This is a genomic window from Anaerobacillus sp. ABA4_114 (genome assembly GCF_056159065.1).
The window spans coordinates 3,132,709-3,156,938 of sequence record NZ_JBSWUM010000001.1 but is presented as its reverse complement, the minus strand read 5'-3'; the positions used below and the strand labels follow the sequence as shown (position 1 = coordinate 3,156,938).

Below are 24,230 nucleotides of genomic sequence, written 5' to 3'. Positions count from 1 at the left end.
TCACCAAAAAGAACAAAAGGTTCTCTATCTTGTTACTATCTTCTTACCTTTTATTTATGAAAGATAAACCAAAAAATGTAAGGTGATTTGAAGAGTTAACGCATTTATGGAACTTTTCTACTTATCATTCGTCATTACATTTATGAAGTGATTGTTAGCCAGCTAAGCAGAAAGGAGCTTTTAAGTGATACGGAATTTTATGATAGAAGACCTAGATGAAGTAAATAGAGTGATCGGAACGAATAAAGGAAGTTTTGAAATGGGCACCGCAAAAGAAATATGCTCACAATCCGATGCGTTTCTCGTATTCGAACAGGACGGAATAAAAGGGATCGCTTACGCAACGCTCTCTCGAAACGATGCTGATGAAACAGAAGCTCAGGTCAACGTTTTCGTTGATCCAGCATATAGGAATCAGGGAATCGGTTCGGCGTTATATCGAGCATTGGAAGGTTACTTGATCGACCTGAAACCTGATGTGATCAGTGCTTACACAAGGGTAGATATCCATAATCCAGAACGTTTTTGTAAAAAGGTAGGTTTTCATAAATGGTGGGGATCTCCTGAACTCGTTTATGATGGAGAACGTGTTCCAGGCGGAGGTACGGAATTTGAGCGATATGATGACGTCTATTTCGATCAGTTCGCTAAAATGGTGCAAGATGCTTACTATGACATACATAAGCAAAATGACTTAAAACCTTATCTCGCTACAGAAGAGAGTGTTCGAAGGTATCAATTGCGAGAAAAAGAGAATGTATTTTTACTAGTAGATAAAAATGAAATGCGAGCATCTGTCACGATTGGAGATGGAACAATTGAGAATTTGATGGTAGCGCCTCATCATCAAGGGAAGGGACTCGGGAAACAAGCGCTCCAATTTGGTATGAACACATTGCTCGATAGAGGGTATGAGAAGATCGGCATCTGCTACATGGAAGGCAACACATCTGCAGAGAAACTATATGACTCGCTCGGGTATAAACATGTGCAAACCACGCACGTGTATCGGAAGTTTTTATAGAGAAGAAGGTGTTTACATATGGAACAAGAACAACTGAACATTTTTGACGAAAAATATAACCATATCGGTGTGGCCTCACGAAAAGAAGTACATGAAAAAGGCTATTGGCATGAGGCGTTTCATTGCTGGATTGTGAGTATAGAAGATGGGCGGCCGTTCGTTTACTTACAGCTTCGTAGTCGAGAGAAGAAGGACTACCCTTATTTGCTAGATATCACGGCTGCGGGTCACCTTTTATCGAATGAAACGGTGAAAGATGGCGTGAGAGAGGTGAAGGAAGAGATCGGGATCGATGTGGCGTTTCAGTCGCTGTTACCGCTTGGTGTCCTGAATTATTCCGTTCATCGGGGCGATTTCATAGATAAGGAGATTGCTCACGTGTTTCTCCACCTCGCGTCGCTTAGGTTCGAAGACTTTACGCTTCAAAAGGAAGAAGTGGCCGGGATGGTGAAAGTGGAACTCGATGAGTTTGCGGCGCTTTGGGAGGACACTGCTGAGACGATTTTAGTGGAAGGATTTGAAATCGATCAAGAGGGACGTAAACGGTTGATCAATGAAAGAGTTGGGAAAGAAAAGTTCGTGCCACACGAGGTTTCTTTTTATCAAGCGGTGATCCAGCGGATAAAGAATGAATGGTAGAGCTGAGGTGAAGTGATGAACAACGAGTTACAAACACTCGAAACGAAACGGTTGATGCTGAGAGAAGTGAGAACGGAGGATGCTGAAGCTATGTTGGGTTATTTATCTGACCCAGATGTTGTGAAGCACATGGGGCTAGAGCCGTTTCGGACGATCGACGATGCGTTAGATGAGATTAACTGGTACAAATCCATACATAAAGAAGGTTCAGGAATGCGATGGGGACTGGTACTGAAGGAATCGGATGAAATGATTGGCAGCTGTGGTTTTTTAAATCGTAGACCGAGACACAGGCGGGCGGAGATAGGATTTGAGCTAAATAAGAGTTACTGGGGAAAAGGGTTAGCGAGTGAAGCGCTGCATGCCGTTATGGCGTTCGGCTTTCGAGAGCTCGAATTGGAACGGATCGAAGCGTTGATAGAACTTGAGAATCGTTCATCTCAAAAGTTAGTTGAGAAGCAAGGCTTTATGCGAGAAGGGTTATTGAGACACTATGAATATACGTGTGGAAAATTTGATGATCTCTATATGTATTCAATGTTGCGCGGGGAGTATGAGAATGGGGAAGATGATATTTAGCGACCGATGGCCATGACGTTTTAAATAAGTATGCGACTCTCGTAATGAGCAATTTTTACTGTTTCGTTTTGAAATAATTGGGAATTAGACAGTGAGAACTCATTTATAGGAGGGTGCACGTGAAAATAATAAAAGCGTTCGCGGAAGGAAAAAAGTTTTTTCGATCTGTTATTATGGCAGGTATCGTCTGTTTTTTTCTAGTTGCTTTGATCGTAGCGTTTGTTCAGTTCCTTTTTAAATGAACTGGTGAAGCCGTATTCGGGAGTCGAATACGGCTTTCTTATGTTTTTTACTAATAGGAGAATATAGTGATAAAACCCATTGACCCTCACGTTACGTTATACCCTATAGTGATGAGTAAGGAGGTGCTGGTCGAAATGAAAGTGAAAGAGGTAGCGGACATTGTAGGAATCAGTGTTCGTACGCTTCATCATTATGATGAAATAGGGTTGTTAACGCCAGAGACGACTGAAGCAGGCTACCGGATTTATTCTGAACATGATTTAGAGACGCTGCAGCAGATTTTGTTTTTTAAGGAACTTGGGTTTTCTTTGAAGGAAGTTCAGCGAATTCTTGAAGACCCAGCCTTTGATCGGAAGGAGGCGCTGGAGTTACAGCGGAGGATGCTTGTTGAAAAGCGCAGTCATGTGGATCGGATGATTACGACAATCGATAAAACGATAAAACAAATGATGGGAGAGGTCGAAATGACAAATGAGGAAAAGTTTGAGGGGATGAACTTTGATCATAACCCGTATGAAGAGGAGGCGCGCAGGCGCTGGGGTGATAAGAAGATCGATGAATCGAATAAGAAGATACGAGGATTGTCTAAGGAAGAGCAGCAGAATCTATCGGAGGGCTGGGATCGGATTTATACGAGACTTGCTAAGCTGCGTCACGGTGCACCTGATTCGGCTGAGGCGCAGGAAGCGATTCATGAATGGTATGAGTTCTTGAAGAATTTTGGAGATTATTCTTATGAAGCGTTCCGCGGCCTAGGGCAGATGTACGTGGATGATGAGCGGTTCACGAAGAATATCGATAAATACGGTGAAGGGTTAGCGGTGTTTATGCGCGATGCGATGGACGTTTATGCGGATCGAAAAGCCTGAATGAGAGGGGTGCTTGTCGTGGTGACAGGCACCCCTCACAATTCGTCGAAAAATGTATTGCATTCCCCGGGATTACTTGTATAATAAAAATATACAAATTTCTGAAAATTTAAAAAGAATTAACAAAAAGGGGCGAATGTGTAAATGGAAGGGTTTTTGAATGGGATTATCGATGCATCGAATGGCATTCTTTGGGGTTACGTACTCATTGCAGGGTTACTCGGTATAGGCATTTACTTTACAGTGGCTTCTCGTTTTGTGCAATTTCGTTTCTTCGGAGAAATGATCCGGGTGATGTCTGAGAAACCGGAATACAAAGATGGATCGAAAAATATCTCACCATTTAAATCTTTCTGTGTTGGAGCAGCGACTCGTATCGGTACTGGTAACTTAGCGGGTGTAGCAGTAGCAATCACGCTTGGTGGACCAGGTGCAATCTTCTGGATGTGGATCGTCGCTTTACTCGGAGGAGCAACAGCGTTTATTGAAAGTACATTAGCTCAGGTTTATAAGATCAAAGATTCAAAAGCGTTCCGAGGAGGACCAGCGTATTACATAGAAAAAGGGTTGAAGAAAAGATGGTTAGGAATCATATTCGCAGTCTTAATCGCGATTACGTTCGGACTCATTTTTAACTCCGTTCAAAGTAATACGATCGCATTAGCGTTTGAGAATGCGTTCGGCATGAACCGTATTATGGTAGGAGTTGTGATTACGGTTGTGACAGGTCTCGTTATCTTCGGCGGGGTACACCGTATCGCGAACTTATCGAGTATCATCGTTCCAGTAATGGCAGTTCTTTATCTTACGATTGCGATCATTGTGATGCTGATCAACATTACTGAACTTCCTGCCGTCATCGGATTAATCGTACAAAGTGCATTTGGATTTGAGCAAGCTGTCGGTGGTGCGATCGGTGCAGCGATCATGAACGGTGTAAAACGTGGCTTGTTCTCGAACGAAGCTGGTATGGGTAGTGCGCCAAACGCTGCAGCTACTGCAACAACGTCACACCCAGCGAAGCAAGGTCTTATCCAGTCTCTAGGTGTATTCGTCGATACGATTCTTGTGTGTTCCGCAACAGCTTTCATCATCTTACTTGCTCCTCAGTTCCGTACAGGAGAAGTATCTGGAATCGAGTTGCTGCAAAACTCACTAAGCTCTCATATCGGTGGATGGGCAGCAATCTTCATCTCAGTCGCAATCTTCCTTTTTGCATTCAGCTCGATCATCGGTTCTTACTACTACGGCGAAACGAACATCGAGTTTATTAAAGAAAGTAAGTCAGCGATTCTTGGCTACCGTATCCTTACGATGGCATTCGTGATGATCGGATCGATTTCAAGTCTATCCCTTGTATGGAAGATGGCGGACTTGTTCATGGCACTGATGACGATCATCAACTTGATCGCAATCGGCATGCTAGCAAAAGTAGCGATGAAGGTACTGAAAGATTACGAGTTACAGCGTAAAGCAGGAAGAAATCCAGTGTTCAATCCTACAGCACTCGGTATTAAGGATACAGAAGCATGGGAGACGAAGCAGGAAGAAAAGAAGGTTGGTTAAATCGATAGTTTAGCGAAAGAGCCTGTTGTATCAGGCTCTTTTTTTGTTTCGACAGAAACCGGGTGGTACCAGGCACTAGAATAGAAAGGGTACTAGAAACGCGAAACCTCCAGCTGTCGACAGTCGTACTAGTAAGTGAGGTGATACCATGCTGAACGTAGCGATTGAGAGTGCAGGATATCAGGATAATCGGAAGGCGGTTCGAAACATTGCATTTGACGTAGGTGCAGGGGAGCTCGTCGGTCTTCTTGGTGGTAACGGAGCAGGGAAAAGTACAACGATAAAGGCATTACTTGGTCTATTGAAAGGGTGGAAAGGTATTGTTCAGATAAAAGACGGTGCTCGCTATGCATACATACCAGAACAACCCGTTCTATATGATTACTTAACATTTTATGAGCATCTTGAACTTGCCGCTGCTTCCTCTCTAGGAGGGGAAGAGTGGGAAAGAAGGGCGAAAGAGCTGATCGCATATTTCCGTATGGAGAAGGTGGTGGATGACTATCCGTCGAGTTTTTCAAAAGGGATGAAGCAAAAAGTCATGTTGATCACAGCGTTTATGTTAAAGGCAGATCTCTATATTATCGATGAGCCTTTTCTTGGACTTGATCCTCGTGCGACGAAAGATTTTCTTACGCTTATCGAGATGGAAAGAGAGAGGGGCGCAGGTGTTTTAATGTGTACCCACGTCTTGGATACGGCTGAGCGAATCTGCGATCGGTTCATCCTTTTGAATGATGGAACGCTGTTGGCGCAAGGATCGCTGCATGATTTTCAGTTGAAGTCTGGAGAATCAACGGGCTCGTTGCTTGACTGCGTAGATACCTTGCTGGAGCAAGAGCGATGAAAGCTCTTCCGCTGTTAAGGAAACGGATCAAAAGCGATTTTGACTATAAATATCGAGATCTTCGTACTGCGATTGACTGGACGGTCCTTCTGTATATCCTCATCCCAGCAATCGTGATCTTCATTGCGATGTATCGATCATGGTGGATCGAAGCACCCGAGTGGACAGCGAGTGTGCCTGAGGAAGTCGCATTGATCGGCTTATTTTTCTTTGCAACGACACTTTCCTTCAGAACATATGTAGAAGAGGCAGACCAAGTGTTCATTATGGGCAATACTGAGCTGATGGTCACTTACCAAAAGTGGTATACGCTGTTTTCACTAGTAAGGACTGTCGGATGGGGGATCATTGGGTTAGGAGTTCTCCTCCCATTATTAATCGTAGGATGGGGATGGTCAGTCTCTGAGGTTGCGAGTCTTGCTTTCTATATTCTTTTGATGAGTGTCATCGTGACGTTAGGAAAGCATCTTCTTCAAGTCACCATCTCAATCGTTTGGGTTAAGTGGGTGATGATTGGATTACTAACCATCCTTGGCGTTGGAACGGTTCTCATCTTACATACCGTAATCCATCGTGAAGGTATTCTAGTATTCGTATGTGCTGTTCTCGCCGTTATCCTCTCTCTCCTCATTCGTATGCGCCTTACATTGAAGGGAACGTTTTTTCAAGATGTCATTCTTGAGAGAGGCTATAAACAGCACTTTACAAAGCTATTCCTAGGACCGAGCGGAAGTGTTTCTAAGCCGCTTATCGAGAGAAGAAGACCGTTACTTGTTAAGGGGAAATGGATTAAAAAAGATGATCCGGTCTCACGTATTCTCGATCTCTACTTGAAGTGGCTAGTTCGATCGTTTGATAAACTTCAGTTCTACCTGCAGGTTGTAGGGTGGAGCAACGTAGCGATCTATCTGTTGCCACTCGTGGTCAAATTCATCGTACTTGGTTTTGCTCTGTACGCGCTTACGAGTTTATCTCGTTCAGATTGGAAAGAGTTCAGTGAACATCAATACGGAAAATTGTTTCGATGGAATGAAAATGTTCGAAGGGATGCGGAGGGGAAAGTAGTGAAGCTTATCAGTATGCCAGCCTTCTTCTTACTCTGTATCGGAACGGTTGGTGTGGTATGGATGCAGGTCATGTGAGTAAGGAAGTAAGCAAAGGGTTCCGAGTCAGCGCTGACTCGGAACCCTTGTTTCGACAGAAACCGGGTGGTACCAGGCACCGTATTTCAACAGCTGTTATTCACTTCATACGCTGCTCTTACCCCGGATTGGATGGCGCCCTCCATCCAGCCGTGGAAAGAGGAGGTGTGTTCGCCAGCAAAGTAAAGCTTTCCTTCTGGCTGTCTGATGATTTGCCCTAAATTTGCTTCCTGTCCAGGGACAAAGAGTGTAAAGCAACCGGCGGAGTATGGGTTCTCGCTCCAATTGAACGTAACCGAATTCTTATATTCTGTGTAGACTTTGCTTCCGTAAATTTTCGCTAAGTCTTTCAGTACCATCTGAATCCGTTCTTCTTCGGATAAACTGCCCCAAAGGACAGCGTCATTTCCCCAGCTATAGCTCGCCAACAACACACCAGAACCAGGCGAACCGATGGCATGGCTTGGGACATAGGTGAAACGGGTTGGCAAATCACTGAGCGCATTCCCAACTCCGTCATCCTCCCAGAACCTCCTCCCGAATTCGATTCCGATCTTTACAGCTGGTACGTTGACCAGTTCTCGGATTGCCTGCCATTTTTTGAACGAAATCGAATCGTATGGATATACATCGATGAATTGAATTAGAGGAAACGGCAACGTAATGATGGCCGCATCACCTATATAGCTGAACCGTTGCCCAGTTAGTGGGTTTTCCGCTTGAACGCGTACCCCCTTATCGTTCTGGACAATCTTCTCAACTTTACGATTGAAGTAAATATCTGATCGCAGTTCATTGAAGAAGGAGTAAGGCAAACGATCATTCCCACCTTTTATCTCATAAAACTTTATGTCATTACTGAAGATCGGATAGATGATGTCAGTTAAAATGTCAGTAAAAGCAAAATTAGGGAATCCTTCGATGCCAAGCATTACAGCAATGCTTCTTATCGCATTGAGAGAAAGAGGGCGTCCGAAGGGGTTGCTCCTTAAAAACCTTCCCATTGAGTAGGACCCATACTCCTTGATCAAGTTCTCCTTTTCTTCGTCAGAGCTGTTTTGATAAAGGTCGATAAAAGGCTGTGTGGCCTCTAGAAAAAGCTCTGTTGCCGTTTTTCCTTTTTCATCTTCATTCACTGGGAATTTTAAAATATCTGGGTTTTCCTCGTATTCTTTCCGAGTCGTAAGAACATTGTTCACATAGATCAAATCATTTAGAGAAGCGTTCTTAAACGGATTAACAGGTAGCTGGAAACGCTTGATGTATTCAAACACGAGGGCATGATTATCAGGGATTCTCATCGCCCCAGCATCCATGTATTTGTTCTCTGAAAAAGGCTCTCGAATCGTGTACACTCTTCCACCAATTCTGTTGTTTGCTTCAAGAATCGTGACGCGATGACCAGCCCTTTTTAATAATGAAGCCGAGACTAATCCTGACAAACCCGCCCCGATAATGATGATGTGTCGAGTAGGACAGGAATTCGGCAAACCGTTTCGAATAATGGATAGTAAATCATCAGGGTACTTTAATGAAGAAAACGATTCTGTCACCACACCCACCTACCTTCCCACCTATACATATGAATAAAGTAATGCGGTTATGAGATATTGGCTTTGTAAGAACCATATAAGTTGGTTGGCATAGGGCTATAGGGTACGATGAGGAGAGATTGATTCGAATGTGTATTCTAGAATAAGGTAGAAAAAGTTTTTTCCTTACCCATATCTTTTAGTAAGGTTCATCCGTTATAGAAGTGAGAGGATAAAGGAGTGATGATGGTGGAAAAAACATTCCCTTCGATGAAGAACGGTAAGGAAAAGCAGCTAGAGGCCATGCTGCCGAAGCTGTATGCGTACTGCACCTTTCTCACAAAAGACAAATGGCTTGGAGAGGACCTCGCTCACGATGCGGTAGTGAAGGCTTTTAAGACGTATGGAAGCGAGATTACACCAGCCCTTTTGAAGAAAATTGCCTACCATGGTTGGATCGATCACATGAGAAAGGCAGAAAAGGAAACCCTTGTTTCAGGCGAAGGTTTTGAGGGGCAGGCCGCTGAAAAAAGCGATGTTGATCCTGAAATACTTGAGAAACTGTTAACGTTAACCGCGAAACAGCTTGTGACGTTCGTTTTAAAAGAAGCGTTTCAGTATAAAATTTCTGAGATCGCGGAGCTGTTAGAGATGTCAGAAACAGGTGTGAAGGCATTGTTGAACCGGGCTCGATCGAAGGTTCAAAAGGTGGCGGACGCTGATGAACAAAACGCTTATGACGAGGTGCTGTACCGGTCATTAGTGAAAGCGATCGCGATTCAAGACCCTGCCATATTCATCAACCTGATCCCAACCCTCATTCCGAGGGCCTCACGCCCGTCGTCACCTTCCATGATCCTCTCATTAGCAGCATAGCGAAGGAGGCAATAACGTGAATGCGATACCTTATGTAGTGGAACAGACGAATCGAGGTGAGCGGTCGTACGACATCTATTCACGTTTGTTAAAGGACCGAATCATCATGGTGAGTGAAGAGATCAACGATCATATGGCGAATAGCATCGTTGCTCAACTCTTGTTTTTAGCTGCAGAAGATCCTGAGAAAGATATTTCGCTCTACATCAATAGTCCAGGCGGCTCGACATCAGCGGGCTTCTCGATCTTAGATACGATGCAATACATCAAACCAGACGTCCAAACGATCTGTACGGGTTTGGCAGCTTCATTCGGAGCGATGCTACTCTTGTCAGGGACAAAAGGGAAGCGGTTTGCTCTTCCGAATAGTGAGGTCATGATTCATCAGCCACTCGGAGGTGCGAGGGGGCAAGCGACGGACCTTGAGATCTCCGCAAAACGTATTATCAAGCTTCGAAAGCACATCAATGAAATCATCGCCGATCGAACAGGTCAGCCGATTAAGAAGGTTTCAGAAGACACGGACCGTGATTACTTCATGAGTGCACAAGAAGCGAAAGAGTATGGTATCGTCGATGACATTTTGAAAAGGAAGTAACAGGAAGACAACAGCGCGCTGTTGTCTTTTTCATTGTTATAAAAATGGCATGATTCTCCTGATCGATGAATAAGATAGGTGCATCATCCAATAAGTTAAAGGGGTTGAGTACGATTTATTGGGTCTTATACGTCATCGTTTTTTTGATGCTGTTGTTTTTTACGCGGATCGAGTTTGCGCTCACTTTTATGATCGGAGCTTTCTTTGCGATTCGGCATCTACCACGTCGGGTTCGTGTAGCATCAGGCATGCCAAATGAACAGATAACTTCACCCATCCGAAAAGTATCGAATGCTGAATATGAGGATGAGTTTGATTACTATGAAAACCACCTAGAGGAAGACCGAATCTATGAAGAACAAGGTTACGTACACGAGTCAATGCAGGAGGAAGTCGTTGAAGTAGGAAGTGATGAGCGGTGAAAAATCGTGCTGCCCACATGGACAGCACGATTTTTATTAGAACAATACATATGAAATAACGACGTACATCAGAGCCATCACGAGTGACGGGGCGGCATATCGCCACTGACTTAGGGTACGAGCTGGACGCACGAGTAGGTAGATGATCACGAGCGTCATGACGAGGCCGAGCCCTGCAATGAACATGTTCGACGTATCGACCGCTGCGAGGATCGGTCCTTTTCGGTAAAGGATGTCCGTTAATGCAAGAAGTTGGATGTTGAAAAGGTTGCTTCCTAGAATCGAACCGATCGCCATGTTGTAGTTTGCTAGTTTAAAAGCAGCGAGTACTGTCACGAGCTCTGGTAGTGACGTAGAAGCAGCGATGAGAAAGCTTCCGACGAAGCTCGCGTTCATGCCGGTTGCTTGCGCAAGTCGGTCACCTGTGATCGATAGAAGACTACCAGAAGCAAAAACAACAACCGCTGCGATGATGAAGCCGATCATCGCTGTTCGAAGGGAGACATCCTTCGCAGGAATCTCTTCTTGTTTCTCATCATCACTTGAAATGAACTTCATACATAGGACGTAAGCGAGAACGACGATGATCATTTCGATTCCAACTCCAAAAATTGAAATGGAACCGGGAATTAGGAACGATGCGATAATGATCGCAAAAAAGAGTAAGCCGATGAGCGCTGATGGGACGTTCGCCTTCGTATCGATTTGTTGAAACAGTCTTCTTCTTCGATAGATCAAGTCGACAACAGCGAGGATTAGTAGGTTAAACCCGTTACTTCCTAGCATGTTTCCGACCGCGATATCCGGATTATCGATGTACACTGCGGTCAAACTCGTCGTTAACTCTGGAAGTGACGTTGCTCCTGCGATCAAGAACGTACCGACGACCGCACCGCTCAATGACGATTTCTTACTGATGACGTCACCGAACTGATTCAGGTAAATAGCGGCAATGACAACAACTGCTGCTGCGAGTATAAAGGATAGGATTAGCATGGTGAACTCCTCTCTGCCAGTGCATACAAAAAAGACCCTGGCACGTTTTGTACCAAGGTCTTGCGTACTAAAAGTTTAGCGTGATGGACCAGGTATCGAAATACCGTAATGGTGATCCACCAACCGTATCGGCCGCTACTCCCCTTGTTACTTTAACTATAGCTCGAACTGATTTCTAAGTCAATTTATAAGGGACAAAATGTACGTTCGCCCTTCCGCAAAATACTTTCATCACCTCTCCATCCGTAGTAGACTAGTAGTGAACTGGAAAACTGCAGCTAGGGTTCCGCTATTCGATAGGACTGTGACCGAGGGCTGCATCTTTTACGAAAGTAAAAGGCACCTATTGACATAAAAGGTCCGAGGGGAAAGGTTCAGCGTATTTCGCATGCGCTGAAAACTTTCTCTTCGGGCCTTTTTTTATTTTGTAAGGAGGTTATTGAGATGAAGATCGATGCGTTAAAAGCAGGTGTAGCGGTGATTATTTTGAATGAGAACAATGACGTGCTGCTTCAAAAAAGGAAGGATGTTGGGCTATGGGGTATTCCTTCCGGGCATATCGAGATTGGAGAAACGGTTGCTGAGGCAGCGGTAAGAGAAGTGAAAGAAGAAACGAATTTAGATGTTGCGGTTAAAAAGCTGATCGGCGTTTATTCGGAGCCGTCCTCACAAGTATTTCATTACCCAGATGGAAGAGTTGTTCATTTTATTACAACGTGCTTTCTAGCTGAAATCATAGGTGGAGATCTCAGGTGCAATTCAGACGAATCACTTGATGTGAAGTTCTTTCAGGCATCTAAGCTTCCGGAAAACTTATTAACGATGCATCCGAGATGGTTAGAAGATGCGCTTGAACAAAGAGAGGGAGCTTTTATCCGTTAGCGCAGGTGAGACTGACGAAGGAAAAATACCGCAAAGGTGACTAAGTTGTGTCGTTTCTAGTTCAAGGAACACCCGAATGGTTGGGTGTTCTTTTTTTGTAACAATTCATGTTTGAGCGAGGGAGGTTTTTCGCTATTATTTTTAAATGTAGTGTCTCGTACACATCCAATTGAGAGGTTGGAACGTTAGCTTAATAGTTAGTAAGAAAATAAATGTTAGGGGAGAAGGGACAATGTCATACTCTAATCAGCAGCAAGTCGATGTGCATCAGCCAAACGAACACAAACCTAGTAAACCGAAGAAACCCTCTTTCTACGCCACGCTTTGGCGATGGCATTTTTATGCGGGGCTCGTCTTTGCGCCGTTTCTGATCATTTTAGCGTTTAGTGGAGCTGTCTACTTGTTTAAACCACAGATCGAATCGTTTCTGTACAAAGATTTATATGAAGTAAAAACGACAGAAGCCGCACCGTTATCTGCATCAAAACAGGTAGAAAGCGTCTATGACGAATTTCCGGATGCTACCATCACGTCGATGCTTTTTTCGGATGACCCGAACCGGACAACGAAGATGGGGCTTCTCGAAAACGGTGAGCAGACGTCTGTCTATGTGAATCCGTATAACGGAAGTATCGCAGGAACGATGAAAACAGAAGATGAGTTCACGGAAGTTTTTAAAAGGCTTCATAGTGAGTTAATCGTTGGTGGAACGGTAGCCAACCGGATCATCGAGCTAGCAGCGTGCTGGACGATCATTTTGTTAGTAACGGGGTTATACCTGTGGTGGCCTCGGAATCGTTCATCGATCTTCGGCACGGTAATACCGAGGCTTCGATCGAAAGGACGAACGTTCTGGCGTGACGTTCATGCGGTGCCTGCATTCTGGCTATCGATTTTCATCGTTATCTTAATTGCGACTGGACTTCCGTGGTCAGGCGTCATGGGAGAGCAGATCAACAAATTAGCAGTGGCTACGGATACAGGGTTCCCTGAAACAGAGACGCCGGTCGTAACAAAAGACGTTGCAACGGATGTGCCGTGGGCAGCTGAAAATATTCCTGTACCAGTCTCGACGCTTAGTGAAGGCGGAACGCTGTCCGCTGATGAAGTTAGTCAGGTCGCAGATAAGAATGCCGTAGTAAAACCATATACGATATCGTTTCCTGAAGGAGAAGAAGGCGTCTACACGATTTCAAGTTCTCACACAAAACCAGGGGATAACACGATGCTTCACGTCGATCAATATGATGGGACTGTGTTAACAGACGTTCGGTTCAGTGATTATGGCATCATGGCGAAAGGAATACTATACGGAATCGCTTTACATGAAGGGCGCTTATTTGGACTAGCAAACCAGATCATCGGGTTGATCGTCTGTATCGGTTTGATCGGAATCGTTTTGAGTTCGTTTGTTATGCTAAAGAAAAGGAAACCTGAAGGGAAGTTAGGCGCACCTAAGAAAACAGAAAGCAAAAAGGTACAGCGCGTCGTCCTAGCGATCATGCTTGTATTTGGAATTCTGATGCCATTAGTCGGAATCTCTATCGTCGTTGTGTTCTTATTCGATCGCTACCTATTGCCGCTGATGCCGAAATTCCAGAAGTGGTTAGGAGCTTAACCTTAGAGGAAGAGGGTACACCCTCTTCCTTTTATTGTGCCCTCGACGCCCTCGGCACCGCAACCGTACTCATCTTTTTCATATTAAACGTGTGAACAATGATTCCTAAGATGATGAACAAAACGCCTACTAAAGCGAGTCCAGTTGGGAGCGGACTTGTTAACAGGAGCGTCTCACCCATGATCACAAACAGAATCTGCGTCGACTGCGTGGCTTCCACTGTTGCGAGCTTTCCTTGGTGATACTTCACGCGATTCGTTGCGATGAAGAATAGCGTTGTCGCGATGACGCCAGAACAGATCGCGACGATAAACGATTGTGTCACTTGACTCGTGCTCGGTAAGCCGACTTTGGCGACCGCAACCCCGCTTAAAATCAACCAAAATGGTAAACTAGCGATCGTCATGCCTAGTATTCTCTGAAACGTATCGAGCTTCCCTTCGCATAGCTCCATCATCTTGCGGTTTCCGAGTGGGTATGCGAACGCTGCTAAAATGACAGGACCGATCCCGATCATAATTTGAACGATCGTGAGCTCACTCGCTTTTTGCTGTTGAATCAAAAGGACTCCGATCAAGATAATCAGCGAAATGGCGAGTGATTTTGTTTGGATGCGGTGTCGTCGTTTCACGATGCCAGTGGAGGTTCGTTCTACTTTGAAAAAGAAAGGAGCGACGAGGATCCCACCGATAATCGTGAATTGCCATGTGCCAGCGACTAACCAGCCTGGTCCATACGTAGCTGCGTATGTTAAAGGGGCGTAGAAAAGGACGAAACCTACAAAACTCCACGTCAGCCATTTCCACGGTTCTTTTTTTAGTTCGATGAAAACTTGTTTTCGATTGCTTCTCATCAGTACAATGAGGAGTAGAAAGGGAACCATGAAGAGGAAACGGAGGGAAGAACTCCACATCCAGCTTCCACCTTCAAGTTCCATCGAGCGGTTCAAGATAAATGTAACGGCAAAAAACATCGACGAAAGAATACCGAGGGCTATCTCTTTCAATAAAATCGCTCTTTTCTGTGTAGTATAGTTAATAATATGTATATTATAGTATATGTAGTAGTTTGTAAAATCAAATCATTGTGAGGTTATCGTATGAGTGAAAAAAATAACTGGGGAGACCCTGAGAAATTATCGAAGCAAGTCGGGGCAACGCTACGATCGATTAGGAAGGAACGAAATCTTTCGTTATCAGAGCTAGCAGAACGAACGGATGTTAGCAATTTAACGTTAGGGAAAATTGAAAGAGGGGAAGCGAATCCATCGTTAACGATCATCTGGAAGATTGCGAATGGACTCGCGATTCCGATTTCATCGCTACTCGCAGAAAAACAAGACGTGGTGATATCGAAGAAACATGAAGGGCAGAAAGTGCTTAGCGCAAATGAATCTTTAGTTCTTGAACCGATGTTCAACATGAAGGGGTACGGTTCATTAGAAACGCATCGAGCGTTTCTGGAGCCGAACAGTGAGTACAGCGCAGATGCCCATCAGCAAGGTGTGATCGAATACATCACTGTCATGGAAGGACGTGTGAACGTGAGGGTCCAAGATGAGATCTATGAGCTAGAACGGTATGATTCGATCAAGTTCCAGGCTGATCAAGAGCATGCTTACATCAATCCAGACTCAGCTGGGGCCGTTTTACATTTCGTGATGATCTATACGCAGGCATAGAAAAAGCTGCCGATTCGGCAGCTTTAGCTTGTCGATAACCCTATGTCATTATTCAGTGCTCCCTATGCCGTAGTCGATGACGATCGCATGCTTTCCGCGGACGAACGTCCAAGCCCGAGGTGAAACCCACACCCCGGTCTCGGCCGCCCGTACTACCGCAGGAGTCCGCGATCGTCTCTCCTACTTGAAGGAATAAATTCACAGTCAACATTCCGTCCCAATGGTTTAACAGACGAATATGGCAATTCTGACCTCCCTTTTAACCATCAACGTTATATGGAAAGGAATTGATCGACTACTCTTTTCCCAATACCGATTTTCTCTACACTCTAAAGCTGCCTATTCGTCTATCTTCCTTTGTTGAGATCGAACAATTGTCGCAGAGTGTCATCATTCACGATAAGATCATCGAGCGTATAGCCATCTAGAACCTTAAAATAAGCTTGCAGTGCGTCGTTGAGCACATGCTTCAATTGACACGCAGGTGTGATGACACACGTGTTCGTTTCTCGGTCAAAGCATTCGACTAGATGAAAATCTTCTTCCATGCTTCGTACGATCTCCCCTACGTTGATGTCTTTAGGGTGTTTTGCGAGTCGTAGTCCGCCGTACCTTCCTCGGATCGTTTCGATATACTTCTTCTTTCCGAGCTCATGAGCGACTTTCATCAAATGGTTTTTCGAGATATTGTAAGCATCTGCGATTTCCTGGATGCTCGCTAATTTATCATTCTTCATACTCCCAAGATAGATCAACATTCTTAATGAGTAATCCGTATAATTTCTTAAACGCACGATCGTTCATCCTCATTTCAGTCCACTTTCCCTTTATTTTAGCACATCTGCCATTATGAAAACTTCTGTAAGGTTTTAAACGAAATGTGAACACTTTCGTAAAGATGTATTTTTTATATTGCTTTAAAAAGAGATTCCCTTTACCATAAAGATGTAAACAAAATACTTCTTTAAAATTATGGAGGTTTTCTTATGCTATCACCTAAAACGATTGCTACCATCAAATCGACTGTGCCTGTGTTGGAAGTCCACGGAAATGCCATCACAACACGTTTCTATGACATGCTTTTCACAAACCATCCTGAACTGTTAAACATCTTTAACCATGCGAATCAAAAGCAAGGACGTCAACAGCAAGCGTTAGCGAATGCCGTTTACGCAGCAGCGAAGCACATCGATCAGTTGGAGTCGATCCTTCCTGTCGTGAAGCAAGTTGCGCATAAGCATCGAAGTCTTGGTGTCAAACCAGAACATTATCCAATTGTCGGGGAGTATTTATTAAAAGCGATTAAAGAAGTGCTCGGGGATGCGGTGACAGATGAGATTTTGAGCGCATGGGAAGAAGCGTACGGCGTCATCGCAAGTGTGTTCATCGACGTTGAGGAAGAAATGTATAAAGAAGCAGAGGCACAGGTAGGTGGCTGGCGTAACGATCGCACCTTCGTAGTTGAGCGTAAAGAGCAAGAGAGTGACGTGATCACCTCGTTCTATTTAAAACCTGTTGACGGTGGACCGCTCGCACCGTTCAAACCAGGACAATACATCAGTGTCAAAGTAAACATCCCTGGAGATACTTACACACACATCCGTCAATATAGCCTTTCAGATGTTCAGGGTAAACCGTACTACCGCATTTCTGTGAAAAAGGAAGAAAACCCTACGAAGCCTGATGGCATCGTTTCAAACTTTTTGCATGAAGGGGTAAAAGAAGGAGATACGCTGAGCGTTACTGCACCAGCAGGAGACTTTTATTTAGAAGAAGGTACGAATCCAATCGTTCTATTAAGTGGTGGAGTAGGGATCACGCCACTAATGAGTATGGTGAAGGCTAGTGCAACACAGAACAGAAACACGACGTTCATTCATGCGGCGATCAATGGGAATGTTCATGCATTCGATAAGGAAGTGAGGGCACTGGATCACTCTGCTCTTGATTATTATACGTGCTATGAATCGCCTACGAGTGAAGATCGAAGGCTCGGATTGTTTAATAAAGAAGGCTATGTAACAGGTGAATGGCTAAAAGAAATTCTTACGCTTGATCAGGAAACACATTATTATTTCTGCGGCCCATTAGCTTTTATGAAAGCGGTGAGGGAAGCCCTTGAATCGCTCGGTGTGAAAGAAGAACATATGCATTATGAATTCTTCGGACCAGCAGTCGCACTCGAGCCATCGATTCATTAAAATGTTGTTAAGACATTTCCGTTAATGTGGAAATGTCTTTTTTCAATTGTTGAGGGTTGGTTGCCGGTTTGAAATAATTGTTAGAAGGCGGAGTCAGGTACGTACCTGACCCGATAGATAGGAGGGTATCATGAGAATTGTCAACGGAAAGCGAACGTTCGAGCTGCGAATGTTGTTAGAAAAACCTTTATTCGCTCATCTTTCAACATCATCTGAAAATGGACCAAGAGAATCACCGGTGTGGTTTCACTGGGAAGACGAGTGTTTATGGATGATCGGCAACCCTGGAAACTCCTTCCCGTTACGGCTTAAGGAGGAACCGAAGTGTGCGATTGGAATCGTTGATTTTGATCACAACAAGGGGAAAGTATGGCACGCCGGTTTTAGAGGAAAAGCGACGGTCGAACCGTTCGATCAAGCACTAGCAGAGCGCTTACTGTCAAAATACTTGGGTGAAAATAAAGAGGTTTGGGACCAAAGGTTTCAGCACCAGGATGAAGGGAATGTTTTGATTCGCTTCGTACCTGAAACAGTTGTAGTGAGAGATCAATCGTATGGCCCGAGTATTTCCAAATGAATCCATCTACTATATACTGAACAACAATAGCTTAGAGGGGAGAAAATACATATGGATAGTATAATTTTTGATCTAGACGGAACGATATGGGATCCGATCGATACGGTGATCGATGCTTGGAATGAGAGTATCAGTCAAAGTCCTCACACGGACAAACAGCTAACGCGTGAAGATTTCGAACGGTCGATGGGACTGCAGATGGATGAGATCAGTAAAATGTTTTTTCCAGATGTTCGTGAAGAAGAAAGAAAACAGCTCATCGATGCATGTGGCAAGAATGAACTAGGTACGATTGCCGAAAAAGGTGGATCTCTTTATGAGAACGTTCCTGAGGTTCTCAAGGTTCTTGCTCAGTCGTACAAGCTTTATATCGTAAGCAACTGTCAGGATGGGTATATCGAGGTGTTTTATGACTATCATCAACTAGGTGAACACTTTTTAGATTATGAAAACCCGGGTAGAACAGGGCTTTCAAAGGGTGAAAACATTAAATTGATCATGGAACGAAACAACCTTCATAATCCTGTTTATGTAGGCGATACGGAAGGGGACAGAAAGGCTGCCAGATTCGCCGGGATTCCTTTTGTTTATGCAAAGTATGGGTTTGGTCAAGTGAGTGAGTATGACGATGTGATCGAAAGGTTCGATGATCTTTTAACATTGTATGGGGAATAGATGGTTAAAATAAAAATAACCGCACTGCCTTTAAAAAGGTGCGGTTTCCAAGGTCGTTATCGCGTTGCAACCTTGATCGTAAACGATGGAAAGTTAGCTCTTTCTGCATAAGACGCAGCTTCTTTGTACGTACTGAAACAAACATCTAACGTGGTCCGAGCACCGTTGTCTTCGAGTACTGTGATCACCCACACACCGATCATCTCCGTAATCATTATTTCTTATTTTATTCAATAAGTATCCTCCATGTTCGGTGATTTTCGATAAAAATATACGTGTACAGACCAATTTTTTTATGAAGGGACACGATGAATTGGCATGCTTCTTGTTTGAGGTAACGACAGCAATAAGCCGATTTTGTGAAAGGTGAAAAAGCGTGAAGAAAAGCCGTATGGACCGAAGAGCAGGTAAGAACGTGAAGCTGTTTTATGGCATCGTGCTCGTTTTGTTTTCCATCTTGATCGCAAGACTGTTTTACATACAACTTTTGCATTGATTTTCCAGCACGGTTCTGATAATGTAATTTGAAATAGAGGAAAAGGTGTGAGTTCACATGGTCAACGAACGATTGTCATTCACACAACTTCATCATAACAACTAGCCTTGCTATTCGATTTTCTAAAAAGAAATCGCACATAGGAAGGCTATTCTTCATGAAACCGCATCGATTAAGTGAACAACTTAACTCGATGCGGTTTTTTTATACTTTTTTAGGAGGAATGGATATGAAGAGCTTTCAAAATGTAAAAGGAACGCAGGATTTTTTGCCTAAGGATCAGAGGGTAAGAAGGGAGATCATCCGAACGCTTGAAAATTTGTTCATTCAATACGGATGCCAGCCGCTTGAGACGCCAATTTTGAATGAAACGAGCTTGATGGCTTCGAAGTACGCAGGTGGCGATGAGATTTTGGAGGAGATGTATCGATTATCGGATCGGGGGAAACGAGACCTTGCGTTACGATATGACTTGACGATTCCATTCGCAAAAGTGGTGGCGATGAATCCATCGTTAAGCATGCCTTTTAAACGGTACGAGATCGGAAAGGTGTTTCGAGACGGTCCCATCAAAGCGGGGAGATTCCGCGAGTTCACGCAGTGCGATGTTGACATCGTTGGTGTCGATACACAGCTTGCTGAAGCAGAGTTGATGATGATGGGGTTAGAAGGCTATCGTCGGTTAAACCTCGATGTGGTGATTCAGTACAACAATCGGAAGCTGTTGATAGGCATGCTGAACGTTCTCGGAACCCCACGTGACAGGGTGAACGATGTAATTTTAACACTTGATAAGCTGCCGAAGATTGGTGTGGACGCTGTAGTGAAAGAGCTAGAAGACAAAGAAGTATCACCTCAACGTGTAACGTCAATCAAACAGTTTCTTGAAGATGAGGGGAATACGGAGCTTTCTTATTTTGAACGATTCAGTGGGTCTGAGAGTGTACTGAGAGAAGGGATTGAAGAGCTTAGGGAATTACAATCTTATTTAACGTATCTCGGTATCGATGCAAAATGCATCTTCAATCCCTTTTTAGCGAGAGGGTTAGATATTTACACGGGAACGATTTATGAAGTGTTTTTGAGGAGCGGCAGCGTAACATCGAGCATCGGAAGCGGGGGGAGGTATGACAATGCGGTCGCTGGCTTAATCGGCCGTGATGAGCCGCTTCCGACGGTCGGAATTTCTTTTGGACTGGACGTCATTTATACGGCGATGAAAGAGGAGGTTGAGGTAAAAGAAAGCGCGATCGAGTATGTTATCATCCCAATAAACACAGGGGTGCAGGCGTTGAAGCTTGCGAAGGCTCTCAGGGACAAAGGAAATCGTGTTGAGGTTGATATGAGCGGACGGAAGGTAGGGAAAGCAATGAATAAAGCGAATCGAGAAGGCATTCCTTACGTGATCATCATCGGTGAAGAGGAAGTGAAAAACGGAACGTACAACGTGAAAAACATGGCAACGGGTGATGAGAATACAGAGCGGTTTGAATTTTGATGACGAGCCCATCGCTACTTTTCTTTCATGGATTAGTGACATCACCATGGGCATTCATCATACACTATCTTGGGGTGAGGAAAATGCCAAGAGTAAAGTACAAAGATTCAGATGTTGCCTTGATGGCAAGGATGATGAGAGCTGAAGCCGAAGGAGAAGGGAAACAGGGGATGCTCTATGTAGGAAACGTCATCGTCAATCGTGCGCAGGCCGATTGTTTGGATTTCCAGGGGTTACGAACCATTCCTCAGGTGATCTATCAGGTTCAGGGAGGCAACTATTCATTTGAAGCTGTTCAAAAAGGGAACGTTTTCTACCATCGAGCGCGAGAATCTGAGAAGCGATTAGCGAAACAAAATTTGGATTACTGGAGGCAACATCCAGGGAAATACGCGCTCTGGTACTTCAATCCTTACGGGCCATGTCCTTCAACATGGTACGGTCAGCCGTTCTCTGGTCAATACAAAAACCACTGTTACTACGAGCCAGAAGGCGGCACGTGTGCGAGCGTTTATCGATAGGTGTTTTATGTAACAAATAAACCATAGTGAACGGACTCGCTCGCTATGGTTTTACTGTTATTTTCGCTTTCTTGAGAGTGGAGGTGGCGGTCCGATGACGACTGCGCCAGCACCTTCGATCGGCTCTAGTGCTGCAGCCATTTTCTTTGGCTCAATATTGTACGCTTGTTCGTAAACAGGAAGTGGCGTTTGCGTTAACATCGTAGAACCTTCTTGCGTTTGAAACTGATCATTGTTAAAGAATAGAATCAGTTTTGTATCGTCAGAATCAGCTGAGATCCAGTGCCAGTAACCCATTGGGATGAAAACCGTTTCGCCTGGTTTTGTCAGCTTGTACGTTTGTAGTTTATTGTTGTTAGGGTCAAGAATGCCAACGGTTGCTGAACCAGAAATAAGGTAGTCCAACTCCCATGCGTTCGGATGCCAGTGAGGTTCTCTAATAAACCCCTTCGACATATTTAGTTCTGCGACAGATCCGCCGATCATGGCAGGCATCTGAGTGGAAGATAAAAGATAGACGATGTTTTCTGGATCTCTTTCAAACAACACGCTGTTGTTTATATCAAAAAACAAATTTGGTGTACCTTTTCCACCGACTAGATTTCGGTTATCGGTGATATACCCTGAAACGGGACTCGTCATATGATTTCCTCTTTTCTTGTCAAACTTCTCTATTATCATATGTACGTAAATTTATTTGGACTAGTTAGGGGTCTAGTTTCTAGCGAACTATGTTCCTGTCCTTTGTATCTTTCATTATAAGAGAGCTTACCCTGCTTGGATAAGCTCTCTTATACGTGGGAAGCGTTCATTGCTTTGAACTCTTGATGACCTTTGGTCTCTTGTATTTACTCTTTTTGGAGGAGCTATTTTGCAGCTGCTTCATTTGGAGCTTCTGAGCCAGATCGGTTTGACCGTTCTCGCTTCGACCGTTCTTTGTGCGTTCGTTACTAGTACTTGGAGCTACCTGAGGCTCTGGTGTTCGAATCGTTCCACTACTCTCGCCAATAACACGAACCGTCTCTGATACCCGATCGATCGGTGCGTTCGATGTTTCTTCTAACAGAGCGAAGTGAAACTCGTAGTTGCCAGGTTCTCTAAATGTACCGAGGATCGTTGCGCACGTATCCGGGTTAACGCCCTCGAACACAAACGTACCGAGGCTATCGAACGTGATCGGTGTACCATCCATAAAGAATAAATCAATATTTTGGGCCTGATCGGGATTGCCCAATGAAACGAGAACGTTTGTATTTAATGTTGGATTACAGTCGATTGAGAATACACAGATAGACAAGATGTTTTGTACATCCGTATCGACGATAGAAGGGTTTCTGACGACTAAATAAAGAGACAACCGAATTAACCACCTTTCATAATCTATCTTAAAGTATATGCAAACGGGCTTTTATTGGATTGGATGACTTGCGTCTAATTTTTGGGAAGTGGATAACGAAGGTGAGTTCGACACCATTCGGGGAGTGACAGGCACTACGTTTGGAACTTTATGATCGGGTAAGACGTAGATAAGGTAGAAGATCTTTAGTCAATCAGGAGGAAGCGCTTATGTTCACAACTATCATGTCACTATTACTCGCGGTCGTTCTTATTGCTTCAATCGTTCTCGTCATAAAGAAACGAAGAAAGGCGGGGCAAACTGGATTGAAGAGTGCGCTAACACCTATATGCTTCTTTTCAATCGCAATCATCAACTTGTTCGGAATGTGGTTTGATTTTCTTGGAGTGTTCATATGGTCCCTAAACATCATCTTATTGTTGGTAGGGGCATACTTTACGAAATATTCACTTGTCCAAGAAAAATGAGTTACATAGCCAATAACTAAATATGAGGTGAAGAGGGTGTTATGAGATTGTCTCGGAACACCCTCTTTTACGTTCGACAGGATTCGGGGAGTGACAGGCACCCGAATCTTTTTTTTTGGACATGCCCCTTTTTGCGCTTTCGTTTCGATATATAGGGTGAAAGCGAAAGGAGGTGACACACATGGCAACAGCTTCTCTTAATAGCACGCAGCTTCGTATGGTACTTGACGTTGGAGTCGACGAGAAAGGTAAGACGATCTTTCGCAGCAAGAACTTCAACAACATCAAAGTCACAGCTTCGACGGACGCATTGTTCACCGTTGCAGCAGCGCTAGCTCCACTTCAACAGCACACGATGTTTGCGGTTGAGCGCAATGATTCTTCTGATCTACTAGGCTAGTACGCTATCCAACTAAATAAGGAAGGAGGTACCCGACATGGCAAAAACACTAGAACTTCAATTTCTTAACGCTGACAACAAACCGTTCTCGATCTCACTTAGCGATCCGGTGGAGCCGGTAGATGCAGCAGCGATTTCTGCTGCGATGGACACATTGCTTCAACAGAACATCTTCTCTACTAGCGGTGGTGATCTTGTATCAAAACGAGGCGCAAGAATCGTTGAACGTAACACGAGCGACGTGATCATCTAATCTACCTGAGAGAGCACTTGCTCTCTCTTTTTCCAGTAGCTAAAAAAAGGAGGGATTGTTATGGAGTCTTGGATGACACTCATCAGTGATGTTGGTTTTCCTGTCGTGGTGACGCTCTACTTGCTTCACCGCATCGAACAGAAGCTCGACACGCTGAACGATACGATTCTACAGCTGCCAGAGAACATCTCGTTACGTAACGATCACTAACCGGAGGATGGTGAGGGCTCCCTCACCACCTCACGCTTATACATATTGAAATACCAACTTC

30 protein-coding genes are annotated in these 24,230 nt (G+C 44.3%); 23 read left to right on the top strand and 7 right to left on the bottom strand.

The genetic code is table 11. The features are described 5' to 3' along the window. Window positions 1-184: 184 nt before the first annotated feature. From ACXAEY_RS16230 to ACXAEY_RS16195, 8 genes are all read left to right on the top strand, one after another. Window positions 185-1,024 (top strand): GNAT family N-acetyltransferase, encoded by an 840-nt coding sequence (locus ACXAEY_RS16230; protein WP_474813377.1) that lies wholly within the window; start codon window positions 185-187, stop codon window positions 1,022-1,024. Window positions 1,025-1,042: 18 nt separating this feature from the next. Next, window positions 1,043-1,663, top strand: coding sequence for an NUDIX hydrolase (locus tag ACXAEY_RS16225; protein WP_474813375.1), 621 nt, complete (start codon window positions 1,043-1,045; stop codon window positions 1,661-1,663). A 15-nt stretch (window positions 1,664-1,678) separates the two neighbouring features. Then, window positions 1,679-2,242, top strand: coding sequence for a GNAT family N-acetyltransferase (locus ACXAEY_RS16220; protein ID WP_474813374.1), 564 nt, complete (start codon window positions 1,679-1,681; stop codon window positions 2,240-2,242). 119 nt (window positions 2,243-2,361) lie between these two features. Continuing rightward, a complete protein-coding gene (locus ACXAEY_RS16215) occupies window positions 2,362-2,484 on the top strand; it encodes a hypothetical protein (RefSeq protein WP_270181008.1) in 123 nt (40 codons plus the stop codon). A 111-nt stretch (window positions 2,485-2,595) separates the two neighbouring features. After that, window positions 2,596-3,354 carry a MerR family transcriptional regulator gene (locus ACXAEY_RS16210; protein WP_474814860.1) on the top strand — a complete coding sequence of 253 codons (759 nt, stop codon included), beginning with the start codon at window positions 2,596-2,598 and terminating at the stop codon, window positions 3,352-3,354. A 144-nt stretch (window positions 3,355-3,498) separates the two neighbouring features. Continuing rightward, window positions 3,499-4,920: an alanine/glycine:cation symporter family protein gene (locus ACXAEY_RS16205; protein WP_474813372.1), complete on the top strand. Its 1,422-nt coding sequence runs from the start codon at window positions 3,499-3,501 to the stop codon at window positions 4,918-4,920. A gap of 148 nt (window positions 4,921-5,068) precedes the next feature. Beyond that, on the top strand, window positions 5,069-5,767 hold the full coding sequence (locus ACXAEY_RS16200; RefSeq protein WP_474813370.1) for an ABC transporter ATP-binding protein: 699 nt from the start codon (window positions 5,069-5,071) through the stop codon (window positions 5,765-5,767). Beyond that, window positions 5,764-6,909 (top strand): ABC transporter permease, encoded by a 1,146-nt coding sequence (locus tag ACXAEY_RS16195; RefSeq protein WP_474813368.1) that lies wholly within the window; start codon window positions 5,764-5,766, stop codon window positions 6,907-6,909. Before ACXAEY_RS16200 ends, ACXAEY_RS16195 begins: the two co-directional genes overlap by 4 nt. Before the next feature lie 86 nt (window positions 6,910-6,995). Here ACXAEY_RS16195 and ACXAEY_RS16190 read toward each other — a convergent pair whose 3' ends face one another. Then, window positions 6,996-8,471, bottom strand: coding sequence for a flavin monoamine oxidase family protein (locus tag ACXAEY_RS16190; protein ID WP_474813366.1), 1,476 nt, complete (start codon window positions 8,469-8,471; stop codon window positions 6,996-6,998). 219 nt (window positions 8,472-8,690) lie between these two features. On the opposite strand from ACXAEY_RS16190, the gene ACXAEY_RS16185 reads away from it, so the two are divergent. The 3 genes from ACXAEY_RS16185 to ACXAEY_RS16175 all read left to right on the top strand — a co-directional run bounded on the left by ACXAEY_RS16185 (window position 8,691) and on the right by ACXAEY_RS16175 (window position 10,337). After that, a complete protein-coding gene (locus tag ACXAEY_RS16185) occupies window positions 8,691-9,317 on the top strand; it encodes a sigma factor-like helix-turn-helix DNA-binding protein (protein ID WP_474813365.1) in 627 nt (208 codons plus the stop codon). 16 nt (window positions 9,318-9,333) lie between these two features. Further along, window positions 9,334-9,915 (top strand): ATP-dependent Clp endopeptidase proteolytic subunit ClpP, encoded by a 582-nt coding sequence (clpP, locus tag ACXAEY_RS16180; protein ID WP_474813363.1) that lies wholly within the window; start codon window positions 9,334-9,336, stop codon window positions 9,913-9,915. A gap of 65 nt (window positions 9,916-9,980) precedes the next feature. Further along, entirely contained in the window at window positions 9,981-10,337 is a 357-nt protein-coding gene (locus tag ACXAEY_RS16175; RefSeq protein ID WP_474813361.1) for a hypothetical protein, read from the top strand. 36 nt (window positions 10,338-10,373) lie between these two features. On the opposite strand, the gene ACXAEY_RS16170 is transcribed toward ACXAEY_RS16175, so the two are convergent. Next, window positions 10,374-11,333 carry a sodium:calcium antiporter gene (locus ACXAEY_RS16170; protein ID WP_474813359.1) on the bottom strand — a complete coding sequence of 320 codons (960 nt, stop codon included), beginning with the start codon at window positions 11,331-11,333 and terminating at the stop codon, window positions 10,374-10,376. Window positions 11,334-11,777: 444 nt separating this feature from the next. On the opposite strand from ACXAEY_RS16170, the gene ACXAEY_RS16165 reads away from it, so the two are divergent. Together ACXAEY_RS16165 and ACXAEY_RS16160 are read left to right on the top strand one after the other, a co-directional pair. Continuing rightward, window positions 11,778-12,215, top strand: coding sequence for an NUDIX domain-containing protein (locus ACXAEY_RS16165; protein ID WP_474813357.1), 438 nt, complete (start codon window positions 11,778-11,780; stop codon window positions 12,213-12,215). A 232-nt stretch (window positions 12,216-12,447) separates the two neighbouring features. Then, window positions 12,448-13,833, top strand: coding sequence for a PepSY-associated TM helix domain-containing protein (locus tag ACXAEY_RS16160; protein ID WP_474813355.1), 1,386 nt, complete (start codon window positions 12,448-12,450; stop codon window positions 13,831-13,833). Window positions 13,834-13,864: 31 nt separating this feature from the next. On the opposite strand, the gene ACXAEY_RS16155 is transcribed toward ACXAEY_RS16160, so the two are convergent. Beyond that, window positions 13,865-14,839 carry a DMT family transporter gene (locus ACXAEY_RS16155; protein WP_474813353.1) on the bottom strand — a complete coding sequence of 325 codons (975 nt, stop codon included), beginning with the start codon at window positions 14,837-14,839 and terminating at the stop codon, window positions 13,865-13,867. A 93-nt stretch (window positions 14,840-14,932) separates the two neighbouring features. Here ACXAEY_RS16155 and ACXAEY_RS16150 point away from each other — a divergent pair, with 93 nt between their 5' ends. Next, window positions 14,933-15,514 (top strand): helix-turn-helix domain-containing protein, encoded by a 582-nt coding sequence (locus tag ACXAEY_RS16150; RefSeq protein ID WP_474813351.1) that lies wholly within the window; start codon window positions 14,933-14,935, stop codon window positions 15,512-15,514. A 347-nt stretch (window positions 15,515-15,861) separates the two neighbouring features. On the opposite strand, the gene ACXAEY_RS16145 is transcribed toward ACXAEY_RS16150, so the two are convergent. Continuing rightward, window positions 15,862-16,308, bottom strand: a complete 447-nt coding sequence (locus ACXAEY_RS16145) for an RrF2 family transcriptional regulator (RefSeq protein WP_474813349.1) — start codon at window positions 16,306-16,308, stop codon at window positions 15,862-15,864. 192 nt (window positions 16,309-16,500) lie between these two features. Here ACXAEY_RS16145 and hmpA point away from each other — a divergent pair, with 192 nt between their 5' ends. The 3 genes from hmpA (at window position 16,501) to ACXAEY_RS16130 (ending at window position 18,967) form a co-directional block, all read left to right on the top strand. Next, window positions 16,501-17,715, top strand: a complete 1,215-nt coding sequence (gene hmpA, locus ACXAEY_RS16140) for an NO-inducible flavohemoprotein (protein WP_474813347.1) — start codon at window positions 16,501-16,503, stop codon at window positions 17,713-17,715. A gap of 130 nt (window positions 17,716-17,845) precedes the next feature. Beyond that, a complete protein-coding gene (locus ACXAEY_RS16135; RefSeq protein ID WP_474813345.1) occupies window positions 17,846-18,292 on the top strand; it encodes a pyridoxamine 5'-phosphate oxidase family protein in 447 nt (148 codons plus the stop codon). Between the two features lie 51 nt (window positions 18,293-18,343). Next, window positions 18,344-18,967, top strand: a complete 624-nt coding sequence (locus ACXAEY_RS16130) for an HAD family hydrolase (protein ID WP_474813343.1) — start codon at window positions 18,344-18,346, stop codon at window positions 18,965-18,967. Window positions 18,968-19,023: 56 nt separating this feature from the next. On the opposite strand, the gene ACXAEY_RS16125 is transcribed toward ACXAEY_RS16130, so the two are convergent. Then, complete coding sequence (locus tag ACXAEY_RS16125) at window positions 19,024-19,170, bottom strand: hypothetical protein (RefSeq protein WP_474813342.1); 147 nt, start codon at window positions 19,168-19,170, stop codon at window positions 19,024-19,026. Between the two features lie 516 nt (window positions 19,171-19,686). Here ACXAEY_RS16125 and ACXAEY_RS16120 point away from each other — a divergent pair. Further along, entirely contained in the window at window positions 19,687-20,961 is a 1,275-nt protein-coding gene (locus ACXAEY_RS16120; RefSeq protein ID WP_474814858.1) for a histidine--tRNA ligase, read from the top strand. Between the two features lie 83 nt (window positions 20,962-21,044). Then, window positions 21,045-21,482 carry a cell wall hydrolase gene (locus tag ACXAEY_RS16115; RefSeq protein ID WP_270181026.1) on the top strand — a complete coding sequence of 146 codons (438 nt, stop codon included), beginning with the start codon at window positions 21,045-21,047 and terminating at the stop codon, window positions 21,480-21,482. Between the two features lie 57 nt (window positions 21,483-21,539). On the opposite strand, the gene ACXAEY_RS16110 is transcribed toward ACXAEY_RS16115, so the two are convergent. Beyond that, window positions 21,540-22,124 carry a cupin domain-containing protein gene (locus ACXAEY_RS16110; protein ID WP_474813340.1) on the bottom strand — a complete coding sequence of 195 codons (585 nt, stop codon included), beginning with the start codon at window positions 22,122-22,124 and terminating at the stop codon, window positions 21,540-21,542. A 166-nt stretch (window positions 22,125-22,290) separates the two neighbouring features. Then, a complete protein-coding gene (locus ACXAEY_RS16105; protein ID WP_474813339.1) occupies window positions 22,291-22,839 on the bottom strand; it encodes a hypothetical protein in 549 nt (182 codons plus the stop codon). A gap of 209 nt (window positions 22,840-23,048) precedes the next feature. Between ACXAEY_RS16105 and ACXAEY_RS16100 the strand changes: the two genes are divergently transcribed. The 4 genes from ACXAEY_RS16100 to ACXAEY_RS16085 all read left to right on the top strand — a co-directional run bounded on the left by ACXAEY_RS16100 (window position 23,049) and on the right by ACXAEY_RS16085 (window position 24,169). Next, window positions 23,049-23,306 (top strand): hypothetical protein, encoded by a 258-nt coding sequence (locus ACXAEY_RS16100; RefSeq protein ID WP_474813337.1) that lies wholly within the window; start codon window positions 23,049-23,051, stop codon window positions 23,304-23,306. A 181-nt stretch (window positions 23,307-23,487) separates the two neighbouring features. Further along, window positions 23,488-23,706 carry a DUF1659 domain-containing protein gene (locus ACXAEY_RS16095; RefSeq protein ID WP_270181030.1) on the top strand — a complete coding sequence of 73 codons (219 nt, stop codon included), beginning with the start codon at window positions 23,488-23,490 and terminating at the stop codon, window positions 23,704-23,706. A 37-nt stretch (window positions 23,707-23,743) separates the two neighbouring features. After that, window positions 23,744-23,959 carry a DUF2922 domain-containing protein gene (locus ACXAEY_RS16090; protein ID WP_474813335.1) on the top strand — a complete coding sequence of 72 codons (216 nt, stop codon included), beginning with the start codon at window positions 23,744-23,746 and terminating at the stop codon, window positions 23,957-23,959. 60 nt (window positions 23,960-24,019) lie between these two features. Continuing rightward, window positions 24,020-24,169: a YvrJ family protein gene (locus ACXAEY_RS16085; RefSeq protein WP_270181032.1), complete on the top strand. Its 150-nt coding sequence runs from the start codon at window positions 24,020-24,022 to the stop codon at window positions 24,167-24,169. Window positions 24,170-24,230: the final 61 nt, after the last annotated feature.